A 12,689-nucleotide genomic window follows, 5' to 3' on the forward strand; every position below is an offset into this window, starting at 1 on the left:
AAATATCCTATCTCTTCACCGCGACCAGGAAGAGCCGCGGAAAGCGCAATAGCACCTTGCCGTCGACAAGCGGCGGATAGGCCTGCTCGATATGCTTCAGATATTCGGCGGCAAAGGCATCGCGATGCTCGGCGTCGGCATGGTCGAGATAGGGGCGCAAGCCCGTGCCCTTCACCCATTCGACAATGGCGGCGGCATTCTCCAGCACGTGATTGTAGTTGGTGTGCCAGATATCGACCCGGGCCGATTTGCCGATTAGCCTGTTGTAATAGACCGAGGGCGCGGGCAGGGGATTGCGGCGTACGCTCTTTTTCGCAAAAGCCTCGCTCCAAGGACCATTCTTGGCCGTTTCCTCCATCATCAGATGGCTCTGTTCGGTGAGATTGTCGGGCATTTGCACGGCAAGCACGCCGCCAGGCCTCAGCCCGTCCATCAGGTGGTCCAGGATGTCGAGATGATTGGGCAACCACTGAAACACGGCGTTGGCAAAAAGCAGGTCGACGGGTTCTTCCGGCCGCCATGTGGCGAGATCGGCCTTGATGAAACTCGTGCCGAGCAGGCGCTTGCGAGCGGCCTCCAGCATATTGTCGTCGCTATCGAGGCCGGAGACACCGACAACACCATAGCGCTCGACGATCAGCTCGGTCGAATTGCCCGGGCCGCAACCGAGGTCGATCGCTCGCTCGACATGCTGCAGCGGCACCTGCGCCAGCAGGTCGCGCGCTGGACGCGTGCGTTCATCCTCGAATTTCACATATTGGCCGGCATACCATGCCATAAGCGTATCCTCTTCCTGGATTTGCCATTTCTCCGACGCACATAGCATCGGGATATATCAGAACCGTGTAATGACGCTGATGCCCTTGCCCTCGGCCTTATCAAGCGACATCAGCGCCGGAACGGCGTCTTCCAGGCTGATCCTGCGGCCAATGAGCTTCTGCGGCGCGATCTTGCCGGCGGCGAGCATGTCGAGCATGGCATCGTAGCGCCAGGCCTGCATGCCGTGGCTGCCGTAGATCTCGAGTTCATGGCCGATGACCTGCGCCATCGGGATCTGCGGAGTCGCATAGTCACCGAGCATGAGGCCGACCTGCACATGCCGGCCGCGCCGTCGCAGGTTCTTGATGGAGTTGAAGCAGGTGGCAGGGTGGCCGAGCGCGTCGATCGAGACATGGGCGCCGCCCTTGGTGATCTCGCGCACCGCTTCCGCCACATCCGCGACCTCAGCCGCATTGATCCTCGCGACCGCGCCGCATTCGCGGGCAAAGGCGAGCTTTTCGTCGGAAATGTCGACGGCGATGGCATTGGCGCCGAGCGCGCTGGCGATCATGATCGCCGACAGCCCGACGCCGCCACAACCATGGACGGCGATCCATTCGCCGGGGCGCGTCTTGGCCTGATCGGCAACGGCGCGGAAGGAGGTGGCGAAACGGCAGCCGAGGCTTGCCGCCGTCGCGTCATCGACAGATTCTGGCAGGTGCACGAGATTGGTGTCGGCATAGTCGATTGCGACATATTCGGCAAAGGAACCCCAATGGGTGAAGCCTGGCTGGAATTGGCTGGGGCAGACCTGCTGGTTTCCGGAGTGACACTCGGCGCAGTGGCCACAGCCGGAGACAAAAGGAACGGTGACGCGATCGCCGACCTTGAAACGGACGACGCCGCGCCCGGTTGCCACGACCTTGCCGGCGAGCTCGTGGCCCGGCACGTGCGGCAGCTTGATATCTGGATCATGACCCATCCAGCCATGCCAGTCGCTGCGGCAGAGGCCGGTCGCGCCGACGGCGATGACCACGCCATCTTCACCGGGTGTCGGGTCGGGCAGGGTGCGGATTTCGGGTGTTGCCTCGAAGGCCTCGTAATACATCGCTTTCATGGGAGTTCTCCCTCTCTCCTGACGATCCCTATGGTTCATCACTTTTGCTGATGGACCCATTCGTCAAGTTGTTGTTTCGACGCATGAAAATTGCGTTATGAATGCGATATCAAGCGCTTTGTTGCAAATGGATTTTGCCGCGCAGTTTCCGCTTGACCCTTGGGTTGCACGGTTATTTGCTCTCCGCCACCCGGAGCAATTCCAGCAAAAGTACGAAGCCGTTTTGCGCCCGGAATTGCGAGAAAACAAAAAGATAGAGCGGTTCAGAGATCCCGTGAGCTGAACTGTTTTAGGAGAGGAAAACCCCCATGTCCGTCGATACGTCACCCCGCACCGCCACCTGGACCTATGTCGAAGGAGAATGGCTTTCCGGCAATCCGCCGCTGATCGGGCCGACCTCGCACGCCATGTGGCTCGGTTCGACCGTGTTCGACGGCGCGCGCTGGTTCGATGGCATCGCACCCGACCTCGATCTCCATTGCCAGCGCATCAATCGTTCAGCCGTCGCCATGGGGCTGAAGCCGGTCAAGACCTCGCAGGAGATCGAAGCACTCGCCTGGGAAGGCATCAAAAGATTCGACGGCAAGACGCCGATCTACATCAAGCCGATGTATTGGGGTGAGCACGGCTCGCCGGGCAGCGTCGTCGCCGTCGATGCGGAATCGACGCGCTTCGCCCTCTGCCTGTTCGAGGCGCCGCTCGGCGGCACCGGCGGCATCACGCTGACTGTTTCGCCCTTCCGCCGCCCGTCGCCTGAAACGGCGATGACCGACGCCAAGGCCGGCTCGCTCTATCCGAATAGCGGCCGCATGATCCTGGAGGCGAGGGGTCGCGGCTTCAACAATGCGCTGGTGCGCGACATGAACGGCAATGTCGTCGAAACGGCATCGTCCAACGTCTTCATGGTCAAGGATGGTATCGTCTATACGCCGGTTGCCAACCGCACCTTCCTTGCTGGCATCACCCGCGCCCGCGTCATCAGCCTGCTACGCCAGGAGGGCTTCGATGTGCGCGAGGAAACTCTGTCCGTCGAACAGTTCATGACGGCCGATGAGATCTTCACGACCGGCAACTATTCCAAGGTCGTCAGCGTCAACCGCCTGGACGACCGCGAATTTCAGGAGGGGCCGGTCGCCCGCAAGGCGCTGGACCTCTATATGGATTGGGCACACGGCCGTAGCGCCAGCGAGGAATAAACCCTTCTGGCAAGGAGAAGGGCATGCAGAAGAGTGCGGCCGTTCATGGCCGCACGGGTGTTCCTACACGACCTGCCGAAGCAAGGTAGGATCGCGGCGCGAAGAAAACGCCATCAGTCTCGAAAGCCTCAAGGTCTTCGGCGTGGAGCGCGTGGCGGACGCTCGGTCTTGCGCTGACGCGAGCCATGAATTCCTGGAGCGCCGGCCTGCTTGCAAGGTCGATCTTGATCCACGGCGACCAGTTTAGGCAGACGAAGAGATAGGCGTCAGCGACCGTGAAGTCGTCACCGGTCAGATAGGGGCCAGAGAGTCGGCTGTTCAGCCAATCCAGTCGTTTGCATACCAGTTCATAGATGCCGGCATGAGCGCCTTCATAGGCGGCGTTGAAGAGCATCGCCATTGGCTTGTGAAGTTCGGCGGTGATGAAATTCAGATAGGATTGAACTTGGCTTCTGGCATAGGTTCCGGCTTCCGGCAGGAGGCGCGATCCCTCCGATGAACACTCCGCGAGGAATTGCACAATGGCAGGACCTTCGGTCAGCACTCTCCCATCATCGAGCATCAATGCCGGCACGTAGCCATTCCCGTTGATGGCAAAGTAGTCCTCGCCCGAACTCGTCCGATGAGTCTTTCGATCAACTTCGACCAGTTCAACATCCAGCCCCAACTCCCGACAAACGATGTGCGGCGACAAAGAGCAAGCGGCGGCGTGCATGTAGAGTTTCATGGGTCTCTCTCCTTTTCGATGCAGGCGCGAGGTATGGCGTCGGCATCCATTGAATATTTGTACCATTTCGCATAAAATGCATCCGGTCAAGATTTTTGTGCGAAGTAGTATAAAATATGAAGAGCGAGAAGAAGCAGGGCCGTCCACGCGCTTTTGACGCGAAAGCTGTCATTGGGCAGGCACGGGAGGTTTTCTGGGACAGAGGATTCTCGGCGGCCTCATTGGATAATTTGAGTGCCGCCACGAAACTCAATCGGCCGAGCCTCTACGGAGCATTCGGGGACAAGGAGGACCTCTATCTTGACACCTTGGAAGGTTATCGCGAGGACAGTCTCGATATATTGTCTGAGGCGCTCAACCCGGTCCTCACGCTGCAGGAGAATCTCGCGCGCATCTATGCCGAGGCTCTGAAAATATACCTGCATGGCGAGACCGCGGCGCGTGGCTGCTTCCTGATCAGCACGGCCACGGCAGAGGCTATTCAGCATGATCGAGTACGGGAGGTATTGCGCCGCAGCTTGAATGAATTCGACGACGCGATCAAGGAACGCATGGAGCTTGCGGTTGAGCGGGGCGAACTCCCTAATAACACGGATGCTGCAACGCTCGCAAAGCTCGCATCCGCCGTCATGCATTCGCTTGCCGTTCGAGCGCGTGCAGGCGATACGCGCGAAACGCTGGAGGCGATCGCACGTTCTGGCGTCGATTTTATCTGCGGCCGGCCCTGACGCGAGGCATGGGTTCACTGCCTCGTCAGCTCAGCCTCGAAGGTGGCTCTCGTCATGCTGTAGGAGGCAAAGGGCTCATCGTGATAGGTGGTCTTGCGCGGCTGCGAGAGGCCGAGCTTTTGCGCGACGCGGATAGATGCCGCATTCCCAGGGGCGATATCGGCAATCACGCGATCGAGTTCAAGCGTCTGGAAGGCATGGGCGAGAACCGGCCTTGCCGCCTCGGTCGCGTAACCCTTGCCCCAGGCACGCCTGTTCAGCCGCCATCCGATCTCGATATCAGGCCCGACGGCGTCGGCGGGTATCAGCAATATCCAGCCGAGGAATTGCTTAGGCCTTTCTTTGGCGCGGATTGACCAATATCCGAGACCATCACCGAAATCCGCCTCGATCCGGCCTTTTACGAAGGTTCGGTGCGCATCCTCGTCCTGCCACAGGCCGGGAATGAAGCGCGTCACCTCCGGGTCGCGATCCATGGCGATGCAATCGTCAAGGTCGGCGATCGTGCGAGGCAGAAGGATCAGTCGCTCGGTTTCGAAGCTTGGAAGCGCCATAGAGATATCCCCACAACTGCCAATGGTGAGAGAATATCAAAAGCGCAGTTCAGCTCAACATGACCTCGGTAGAATCGTGGCAATCAGGCCGCGATTCTGATCCTAGTGAAGGCGATGACAGCGGAGTTATTCCGCCTCCTTCTTCGGGCTGACCCACCAGCAATAGATAGCTCCAAGCGCGAGCAGCACGCAGGTTCCGAGGAACACGGCGCGCATGCCGATATGGCCGCCGACGAAGCCGCCCAGAACCGGGCCTGCTACCTGACCGACATATTGCGAGGAGATGGAGAGGCCGAGAATGCTGCCCGTCGCCGCATCGGGAACGTTATGCCGGATAACGGCGGTGATGCAGGGCAGAAGGCCGCCGAGCGCCACGCCCATCAGGAAACGCAGGCCGATCAACTGCCAGGCCGAGCTCACGAAAGCCTGCGGTATCAACAGCAGCGCCGCGACAGCAAGGGCCGCCATGATGACGCTCCAGTAGCCGATGCGGTCGGCGAGCTTGCCGAGCCATGACGACGACAGGATGCTGCCGAGCGCCGCAGCCGCCATGACGACGCCCGAGACCATCGTCACATTGGCGTCCGTTACGAACTGCGCGACATAGACTGTGATGATCGGCTCGATCGACATATTGGCGAGCATCAGCAAGAGGCCGAGCGACAGCATGGCGATGACGGGGCGTTTGTCCGGAATGGAGGCCCAGCTGCCGGTGGCCTCCGCAGCCTTCTTCCGTGCCGTGGACTTCTCCTCCTTGATCAGGAAGGTCGTCGCCAGGAAGGTCAGGAAGATCACGCCGCCGGCCAGCAGGAAGGTGCCGCGGATGCCGATAACGGGCGGCAGCGCGCCGCCGATCAGTGGTCCGACGAGATTGCCGGCCATGATGCCCGCCGACAGCGTGCCCAACGCCCAGGCGGAGCGATGCTTCGGCGTTTGCGCTGCCACCAGCACCATCGAACCCGAGGCATAGCCACCGGCAAGGCCGGTGAAGAGGCGCAGCGCCACCAGCTGCCAGACATTGCCGGCCATGCCCATCAGCGAGATGGCGACCGTCATGCCAAGACTGGCGCGGATCAGCATCAGCTTGCGGCCGTATATATCGCCCAGCCGTCCCCAGAGCGGCGCGACGAAGGCGGCGGCAAAGAAGGTGGCGCCATAGGCGATACCGGACCATTGCACGATCGCGGCTTTGTCGCTGACGCCGAGTTCCTCGACATAAAGCGGCAGGAAGGGGAGCAGCAGCGTCATCGCCACGATCGTCGTGAACGAGCCTACGAGGCAGATGATCAGGTTCCGCATCCAATGGGCGGTTTCCGGCTCGGCCGGTGCTGCTGCATCCCATCTCGTCTCGGTCATTTCTCGGCCTTTGCATTCAATGTGTAAAACAGTTCCTTGCTGCCCGATGCCAGGATATGGCCTTTCGCGGCGGCAAGCAGATCGGCGCGGGTGAAGAGATCCGGCAGGTTCAGTCGGTCGACATCGAGCGCATAGACGGTGACGTGATAGCTGTGAATGCGGGCGTCATTCCAGGGTGGGCAGGCGCCCATATAACCGCCATGCGGCCCATCCTTCAAATTGCCGCCGCCGGCACCATTCTGGCCGCGGCGTCCATAGGCCGTGCGTTCGAGCGGCAGGCCATTGGCTGAAGGGCCGTTTCCGTCCGCGCCTTCGGCAAGGCTGGTGCGCGATGCGGGAATATCGGCCAGGACCCAGTGAACGAATTCCATCCGATTGAAATCATTCGGAATGGTCTTGTCCGCCTTGTTGAACAGCGAAAAATCGGTGGGTACGTCAGGGTCGACCATCGTCAGCGCATAGGAACGCGTGCCCTTCGGCCCTTTCGACCAGGAAACGGCAAGGCTCTTGTTGGGGCCGGGTGCCGACTTGTCTGAAGATGTCGAAATGCAGGAGGCGTTTTGCGGCAGCAGCATCCGGTCATTGCTCTTTGGAAACGTCACCTTGAGATCGGCCGATAGGGCCGGGGTGGCGACAACTGCTGCGATGACGATGGTGTTCAGAACTTTGAGCATGATTTTCATGATGTTGCCCTTTCGCGGTTCGCTCCCGTGAGCTTCGAGGGCAGGTCTAACAAATCTGTGCCGAGCGTCGGCGCACGCAAACGCTCAAAATGCTGTCGCAAACGCTCACGCGCTGCGAAGTCGATCGGCAAAGCGTCGGGGCGAGCGATAGCCTGTCGCAAGCGCGGCTTCCCGCAGCGACAGCCCGTCCTCGGCGAGAAGGGTCGTGGCCAGCGCCACGCGCTCGCTTGCCAGCACCTCTCGCAGGGAAGCGCCCTCGCGCGACAGGCGGCGACGCAGCGTGGCGTTGCTGGTGCCGAGCTCTGCGGCGATGAGATCGGCTGTCCAGGCTCGATCCGGCTGCCAGCGCACCAGCGCCCGCACCGCCTCGGCTGTAGTCTCCGGCGAACCGGGCAGGGCACCGCGCATGCCGAGCACCATGAGGATTTCGAGAAGCCTGTGCTCGATCAAAGAGATCGGCATATTGCCGCCGGCGATGCCTTCGCCGGCATGGTTGATTGCGGCAGCCAGCAGCGGATCGAGCGGCAAGTCTATCTGCGATGCGGTCTGCGCAGGCGGAAAGGCTTTTGCTGCACGGCGTGTCAATTCCTCGGGAAAGGTGATGAAAATTGCCCGATAGACCCCGGTCTGCGGATCCGGGTCGTTGACGACATCGCCGCTCCAGCCCGCCGGCAGCACGAGCACCGTACCGGCCGCAAAATGCCGCTGTCGTCCCATGCTGACGATTTCCTTGGAACCTTCGAGGATGGCAACGATTGAAACCTGTGAAAAGGCCGAGCCGGCAATGCGCTCGCGTTCGCGCGTGACGAAGGTGAAAAGTGTGGAATAGCTGCCGATGCCGGTCGGTTCGCCCGCCGGACGATTGTCCTTTGCCGCCAGGCGGCGCAGCTTTTCCAACATGGAGTGATGAGCCTCGGACACTGCGATGGCTTTCTGCTGATTGGGGGTGCCGCGGAGTTTGGACCACACAGGCGGCAATGCCAAGTCTGCAAAGCGCCTTGTCGGTTCGCCCGACTGATATTATAAAACTGATTGCGTTACGCAATCAGTTCATGGTTGGCGGATCAAAAACTGCGCTGATGCAAAGGAGGAAGCAGATTATGAACTCTCTCGAAAATGCCCGTTGCGATACGGTCAAACGGCTGTTTGCAGCCTATGTCGCTCAGCATCCGGATATCGTCGACCCGATGCTGACCCAGGATTTCACCTTTTCCAGCCCGCGCGACGATCACATCGACCGAAAACGCTATTTCGCGCACTGCTGGCCGAAGGAGAAGGTGTTCCGCGACATTCATATCGAACATCTGGTCGCGGATGGTGACGATGTGATCGTCGGCTATCGCGCCGAGAAGATGGATGGTGCCAGCTTTCGCAATGTGGAGCTCATCCGCTTTGCCGGCGACCGCATTGCTGAGGTCAACGTCTATTTCGGGCGCAACCTGTAACGCTTCAGCTATCCGTGGTCTTCGCCATTGCCGCGGCAAGTGCGGCCGCCGGACCGGTCATAGGTTGCGGGCAGTTTGCCGGAAGAAGATGAACAGCATCGGTCATCGAGGCTTGAGCGAAAGCGATCGTGACAGCGCCTTCGCCGCTGACCGCTTTCACCGCCTCGGCAATCGAGGTGAGATAGGCCCGGAGATCCCCCTCGCGGAAGTGCGCCCATGCACCCGGCACCAGCCGGACCTCGATTTCAGCACCCGTCGCCTTAGCCGCTGCTTCGAAAAGCGCAGTTGTCGGGGCGATAGTCGTTTCGACGGTGCACAGCACGATAACCTTGCCGCCTGCCTTGACCGCTTGCTCTGCCAGCATTCCATCAGCCCGGATGATCGGTGCCTCGGCACCGGCAGCGACCTTCAATGCTGCCGGACCGAGTGTCGAGCAATTGAGCACGACGGCATCGGCATCCTCTGCCAGATGCCAGAGGAGGGCCGCCGTTTCGGCAGAGATCTCATCCGTCAGGCGCCCCGCTTTTTCGGCGGCAAGTAGAAGATCCGCGCGGACGTGATGACGCAGCATCCCCTCGGGCAATCCAAGTGCCTTCGCTGCCGTTTCATAGACGGCGATGTTGCTTTCGGCTGTGTGCAAACAGGCGATCGTCACCGACATTCCTCATCACCGAATGAGATCCGCAAACCTAGCCTCGGCAACCTGCCTTGTCGACATTTCGGTGCAGCAGTTCGGCCCGTATTCGGGCATCATCATATACAGCAAGGTTCATTTCTAAGTCTATGCTATATCTAATTCAAAAATAGGGCAATTTTTACTCCCGAGTGCAACTTTTTTGGCATGTCGCCGGTTGCCCTTCCAGGCGACCGCTCCTATGTTCCGGTTCACCTGCCGACGCAATTTTTTGCCAAGAGGAGATATGACCATGGCTTTCGAATTGCCTGAACTTCCATATGATTACGACGCCCTTTCGCCCTTCATGTCGCGTGAAACCCTTGAGTATCACCACGACAAGCACCACAAGGCTTATGTCGACAATGGCAACAAGCTCGCCGCGGAAGCAGGTCTTGCCGATCTGTCGCTCGAGGAAATCGTGAAGAAGTCCTTCGGCACCAATGCAGGCCTCTTCAACAATGCAGCCCAGCACTACAACCACATCCATTTCTGGAAGTGGATGAAGAAGGGCGGCGGCGGCAACAAGCTGCCGGGCAAGCTCGAAGCGGCTTTTGCCTCCGATCTCGGCGGCTACGACAAGTTCAAGGCCGATTTTGCCGCTGCCGGCGCCACTCAGTTCGGCTCCGGCTGGGCATGGGTTTCCGTCAAGAACGGCAAGCTCGAAATCTCCAAGACCCCGAACGGCGAAAACCCGCTCGTCCACGGCGCCGACCCGATCCTCGGCGTCGACGTTTGGGAGCACTCCTACTACATCGATTACCGCAACCTGCGTCCGAAGTACCTCGAAGCCTTCATCGACAGCCTGATCAACTGGGACTACGTCCTGGAGCGCTACGAAGCCGCTACGAAGTAAGGTTCGCCGCATAGGCTGGCTTTCGCACCCGGCGTCTTCCTGGCGTCGGGTGTTTTCTTATGAGCAGCCTTGTTGATATATCTGTGTGCCGCATGACGGCTCAGGAGATCGCCACAGGAGGCTGAATGCCATCAGCGCCGCTTTTCCGCTTCGGTGTCATCGCCGATCCGCAATATGCCGATCTCGCGCCCAATCTCACCCTCAATCGCTATCCGGCGAAGAGCCTCGACAAGCTTCGGGAGGCCATTGAGGAGTTCAATCGGCATGATATCGCCTTCGTGGTGACTCTCGGCGATATCATCGATCGCGAATGGAAGAGCTTCGAGGCCATTCTGCTTGTCTACGAAGCCTTGCGTCATCCCAAGCACTTCCTCCTCGGCAATCACGATTTCGCCGTGGCATCGGAACATCTCGGCACGGTGCCGGCACGCGTGGGCATGCCGTCGGCCTATTATGATTTCGGCCATTCCGGCTATCGCTTCATCGCGCTCGACGGCAATGAAATCAGCGTCTTTGCCCCGCCGGAAGGCGATCCTCGACGGCAGGAGGCAAAGGAAATGATGCGGGTGCTGGAGAGCACCGGCGCGCTCAATGGCCAGCGATGGAACGGAGCGATAGGCGACACACAATATGACTGGCTTGCTGCAAAGCTCAGGGAAGCAAAGGCGGCGGGCGAGAAGGTCATAGTCATGAACCACTATCCGATCTTCCCGGATAATGCCCATAACGCCCTGAACAGCGACCGCTTGCTGTCGCTTCTGGCGGAGCACGAGCATGTCGTCGCCTACCTCAATGGCCACAATCACGCCGGCAACTTCGGAGTGTCGGGTGGCACATACTTCGTCAACTTCAAGGGCATGGTCGATACCGAAGATACGAGCGCCTATGCGATCGTCGCCGTCTACAATGATCGGCTGGAGGTTATAGGCTTCGGACGCGAGGATAGCCGGGTGCTGGCGCTGTCGGGCGCTTGATGAATCCCTTGGATGATTTGACAGGGGGAACGATCCGCAACGTTGAAAGTTTAGGAACCGAGGCTGCTGTGAGGCGGAGCCGATGTTTCCGGTATTGCAAATTCTGACAATCATGGTCGTGGCGGTTGCCATGGCACTGGCGCTTGCACATCTGCTGGAGCTGCCGGGTAAAATGCGACTGTCGAAACAAGACTATATGACGGTTCAGCGAATTTATTATCCCGGATTCACGATCGGCGGCGTTGCCGAGCCGATCGGCACTCTTTTGCTTCTGCTTCTCCTGTTCCTGACGCCAGCCAACATCATCGCGTTCTGGCTGTTTGCCGCGGCTTTTGCTGCCATGGCTGCCATGCATGCAGTCTTTTGGTTGCTGATACAGCCCGTAAACAATTTCTGGCTCAAGGATGCCGAACTGAAAGGGTTGGGCGCAGGCTTCTTTTCCCACGTTCCAGTCGGCGGTCAACGGATCGAGGCTGATGCCGAGGCGGACTGGACCATGCTGCGTGATCTCTGGGAATGGTCGCATGCCGCGCGAGCGGTCTTGGGATTACTGGCTTTTATTCTGTTGGTGACCGCGATTGCTCTTTAGCGGCGCGCAAAACCGAGAGTTGACCTGTTATTATTCCGCCGCCATCCGCATCTCGGTCACGTCCCTTTTCGGCGGCGTGCCGAACATGCGGGTATATTCGCGGCTGAACTGCGAGGCACTTTCGTAGCCGACGCGATAGGCAGCACTCTCCACATTGGCGTGGCCGGCGACCATCAGGCGGCGGGCTTCGAGAAGCCGCATCTGCTTCTGATATTGCAGCGGCGTCATCGAGGTCAGCGTCTTGAAATGCTGGTGGAAGGAGGAGGAGCTCATGCGTGCGACAGCGGCAAGCTGCTCGATGCGTATCGGTTCTGCAAAGTTATCGCGCAACAGGCGGATGGCGTCGGCGATGCGTCGCGTCTGGCCATCGGGCAGCACCAGCTTGCAGACCTCGCCGCCATTCGGGCCGGTGAGCAGCCAGAAGCAGATTTCGCGCATGATCGCCGGATAGAGCACCGGAATGGCACCGGGGTTCGACAGCAATCGGGTCAATCGTACCAGGCAATCGGCAAGCTCATCGCCGAGATTCTCGACGAAGATACCAAGCTGCGCGCCGCCTGCTGGTTTCGGCGGCTTGTCGAGCTGTTCCATCACCTCACGCATCATGCCCACATCGAATTCCAGGGAGATGGCCATATAGGGTTTTTCGACACTCGCCTGGACCACTCTACCGGCTGCAGGCAGCTCGATGCTGATGATGAGCGCCTGCATCTCGGCATAATCGATCACTCTGTCATTCAGCATCAATTGCTTCGCGCCCTGCAGAATGACGCAGAGCGCCGGTCGGTAGATCATCGCATGCGGCATTTTCGGCTCGGTCGAGCGCATGATCAGTAGGCCATCGATGCCCGTGGGAAAGACGCCATTGTCGCCGCCGTCATTGGCTTCGATAAATTGTGTGATCGCATCTTTAAGGGCTGAGGACATTGGTGGTCTCCGGGGCAAGTGCCACTGCGGCATCATAGCAGCGGGGCAACAGCGAACAAGGCAGTTGGAGGAATAGGCAAGAAATTCGCGAGTTCCGGCATTCAG

15 protein-coding genes are annotated in these 12,689 nt (G+C 59.6%); 6 read left to right on the top strand and 9 right to left on the bottom strand.

The window, feature by feature from the left end:
* Positions 1-7 precede the first annotated feature (7 nt).
* Positions 8-778, bottom strand: coding sequence for a trans-aconitate 2-methyltransferase (gene tam / locus FBZ97_RS13245; protein WP_145320758.1), 771 nt, complete (start codon positions 776-778; stop codon positions 8-10).
* 57 nt (positions 779-835) lie between these two features.
* The gene (locus tag FBZ97_RS13250) at positions 836-1,876 is read right to left on the bottom strand and encodes a zinc-dependent alcohol dehydrogenase family protein (RefSeq protein WP_145320756.1); all 1,041 of its coding nucleotides are present in this window, start codon (positions 1,874-1,876) and stop codon (positions 836-838) included.
* Positions 1,877-2,184: 308 nt separating this feature from the next.
* Between FBZ97_RS13250 and FBZ97_RS13260 the strand changes: the two genes are divergently transcribed.
* A complete protein-coding gene (locus FBZ97_RS13260) occupies positions 2,185-3,072 on the top strand; it encodes a branched-chain amino acid aminotransferase (protein ID WP_145320754.1) in 888 nt (295 codons plus the stop codon).
* Between the two features lie 43 nt (positions 3,073-3,115).
* Here the strand turns inward: FBZ97_RS13260 and FBZ97_RS13265 are convergent, their stop codons facing one another.
* Positions 3,116-3,799, bottom strand: coding sequence for a glutathione S-transferase N-terminal domain-containing protein (locus FBZ97_RS13265; protein WP_145320752.1), 684 nt, complete (start codon positions 3,797-3,799; stop codon positions 3,116-3,118).
* Between the two features lie 116 nt (positions 3,800-3,915).
* Between FBZ97_RS13265 and FBZ97_RS13270 the strand changes: the two genes are divergently transcribed.
* The gene (locus FBZ97_RS13270; RefSeq protein ID WP_145320750.1) at positions 3,916-4,527 is read left to right on the top strand and encodes a TetR/AcrR family transcriptional regulator; all 612 of its coding nucleotides are present in this window, start codon (positions 3,916-3,918) and stop codon (positions 4,525-4,527) included.
* Between the two features lie 14 nt (positions 4,528-4,541).
* Here FBZ97_RS13270 and FBZ97_RS13275 read toward each other — a convergent pair whose 3' ends face one another.
* From FBZ97_RS13275 to FBZ97_RS13290, 4 genes are all read right to left on the bottom strand, one after another.
* A complete protein-coding gene (locus tag FBZ97_RS13275) occupies positions 4,542-5,081 on the bottom strand; it encodes a GNAT family N-acetyltransferase (protein WP_145320748.1) in 540 nt (179 codons plus the stop codon).
* 126 nt (positions 5,082-5,207) lie between these two features.
* The gene (locus FBZ97_RS13280) at positions 5,208-6,437 is read right to left on the bottom strand and encodes an MFS transporter (RefSeq protein WP_145320746.1); all 1,230 of its coding nucleotides are present in this window, start codon (positions 6,435-6,437) and stop codon (positions 5,208-5,210) included.
* Positions 6,434-7,120: a YbhB/YbcL family Raf kinase inhibitor-like protein gene (locus tag FBZ97_RS13285; protein WP_145320744.1), complete on the bottom strand. Its 687-nt coding sequence runs from the start codon at positions 7,118-7,120 to the stop codon at positions 6,434-6,436. Before FBZ97_RS13285 ends, FBZ97_RS13280 begins: the two co-directional genes overlap by 4 nt.
* Positions 7,121-7,225: 105 nt before the next feature.
* Positions 7,226-8,041, bottom strand: a complete 816-nt coding sequence (locus FBZ97_RS13290; protein ID WP_145320974.1) for a helix-turn-helix domain-containing protein — start codon at positions 8,039-8,041, stop codon at positions 7,226-7,228.
* A 179-nt stretch (positions 8,042-8,220) separates the two neighbouring features.
* Between FBZ97_RS13290 and FBZ97_RS13295 the strand changes: the two genes are divergently transcribed.
* Positions 8,221-8,565, top strand: a complete 345-nt coding sequence (locus FBZ97_RS13295) for a nuclear transport factor 2 family protein (protein WP_113330760.1) — start codon at positions 8,221-8,223, stop codon at positions 8,563-8,565.
* A 4-nt stretch (positions 8,566-8,569) separates the two neighbouring features.
* On the opposite strand, the gene FBZ97_RS13300 is transcribed toward FBZ97_RS13295, so the two are convergent.
* Positions 8,570-9,226, bottom strand: a complete 657-nt coding sequence (locus FBZ97_RS13300) for an aspartate/glutamate racemase family protein (protein ID WP_246661762.1) — start codon at positions 9,224-9,226, stop codon at positions 8,570-8,572.
* Between the two features lie 265 nt (positions 9,227-9,491).
* Between FBZ97_RS13300 and FBZ97_RS13305 the strand changes: the two genes are divergently transcribed.
* From FBZ97_RS13305 to FBZ97_RS13315, 3 genes are all read left to right on the top strand, one after another.
* Positions 9,492-10,094 (top strand): superoxide dismutase, encoded by a 603-nt coding sequence (locus tag FBZ97_RS13305; RefSeq protein ID WP_015339177.1) that lies wholly within the window; start codon positions 9,492-9,494, stop codon positions 10,092-10,094.
* A 125-nt stretch (positions 10,095-10,219) separates the two neighbouring features.
* A complete protein-coding gene (locus tag FBZ97_RS13310; protein ID WP_145320742.1) occupies positions 10,220-11,068 on the top strand; it encodes a metallophosphoesterase in 849 nt (282 codons plus the stop codon).
* A 130-nt stretch (positions 11,069-11,198) separates the two neighbouring features.
* Positions 11,199-11,657 carry an anthrone oxygenase family protein gene (locus FBZ97_RS13315; RefSeq protein ID WP_246661763.1) on the top strand — a complete coding sequence of 153 codons (459 nt, stop codon included), beginning with the start codon at positions 11,199-11,201 and terminating at the stop codon, positions 11,655-11,657.
* A gap of 30 nt (positions 11,658-11,687) precedes the next feature.
* On the opposite strand, the gene FBZ97_RS13320 is transcribed toward FBZ97_RS13315, so the two are convergent.
* Positions 11,688-12,584 (bottom strand): AraC family transcriptional regulator, encoded by an 897-nt coding sequence (locus FBZ97_RS13320; protein WP_145320738.1) that lies wholly within the window; start codon positions 12,582-12,584, stop codon positions 11,688-11,690.
* Between the last annotated feature and the right edge of the window lie 105 nt (positions 12,585-12,689).

This window comes from Rhizobium sp. ERR 942 (assembly GCF_007828395.1).
In the GTDB taxonomy this organism is placed as follows: domain Bacteria; phylum Pseudomonadota; class Alphaproteobacteria; order Rhizobiales; family Rhizobiaceae; genus Rhizobium; species Rhizobium dioscoreae.

Excerpts from the sequence above, each read along its gene's own strand:
- FBZ97_RS13265 (WP_145320752.1), bottom strand. The coding sequence starts at position 3,799 with ATGAAACTCTACATGCACGCCGCCGCTTGCTCTTTGTCGCCGCACATC.
- FBZ97_RS13315 (WP_246661763.1), top strand. The coding sequence starts at position 11,199 with ATGGCACTGGCGCTTGCACATCTGCTGGAGCTGCCGGGTAAAATGCGA.
- FBZ97_RS13285 (WP_145320744.1), bottom strand. The coding sequence starts at position 7,120 with ATGAAAATCATGCTCAAAGTTCTGAACACCATCGTCATCGCAGCAGTT.
- FBZ97_RS13320 (WP_145320738.1), bottom strand. The coding sequence starts at position 12,584 with ATGTCCTCAGCCCTTAAAGATGCGATCACACAATTTATCGAAGCCAAT.
- FBZ97_RS13305 (WP_015339177.1), top strand. The coding sequence starts at position 9,492 with ATGGCTTTCGAATTGCCTGAACTTCCATATGATTACGACGCCCTTTCG.
- tam (WP_145320758.1), bottom strand. The coding sequence starts at position 778 with ATGGCATGGTATGCCGGCCAATATGTGAAATTCGAGGATGAACGCACG.
- FBZ97_RS13310 (WP_145320742.1), top strand. The coding sequence starts at position 10,220 with ATGCCATCAGCGCCGCTTTTCCGCTTCGGTGTCATCGCCGATCCGCAA.
- FBZ97_RS13275 (WP_145320748.1), bottom strand. The coding sequence starts at position 5,081 with ATGGCGCTTCCAAGCTTCGAAACCGAGCGACTGATCCTTCTGCCTCGC.
- FBZ97_RS13270 (WP_145320750.1), top strand. The coding sequence starts at position 3,916 with ATGAAGAGCGAGAAGAAGCAGGGCCGTCCACGCGCTTTTGACGCGAAA.
- FBZ97_RS13250 (WP_145320756.1), bottom strand. The coding sequence starts at position 1,876 with ATGAAAGCGATGTATTACGAGGCCTTCGAGGCAACACCCGAAATCCGC.
- FBZ97_RS13295 (WP_113330760.1), top strand. The coding sequence starts at position 8,221 with ATGAACTCTCTCGAAAATGCCCGTTGCGATACGGTCAAACGGCTGTTT.
- FBZ97_RS13260 (WP_145320754.1), top strand. The coding sequence starts at position 2,185 with ATGTCCGTCGATACGTCACCCCGCACCGCCACCTGGACCTATGTCGAA.
- FBZ97_RS13280 (WP_145320746.1), bottom strand. The coding sequence starts at position 6,437 with ATGACCGAGACGAGATGGGATGCAGCAGCACCGGCCGAGCCGGAAACC.
- FBZ97_RS13300 (WP_246661762.1), bottom strand. The coding sequence starts at position 9,226 with ATGTCGGTGACGATCGCCTGTTTGCACACAGCCGAAAGCAACATCGCC.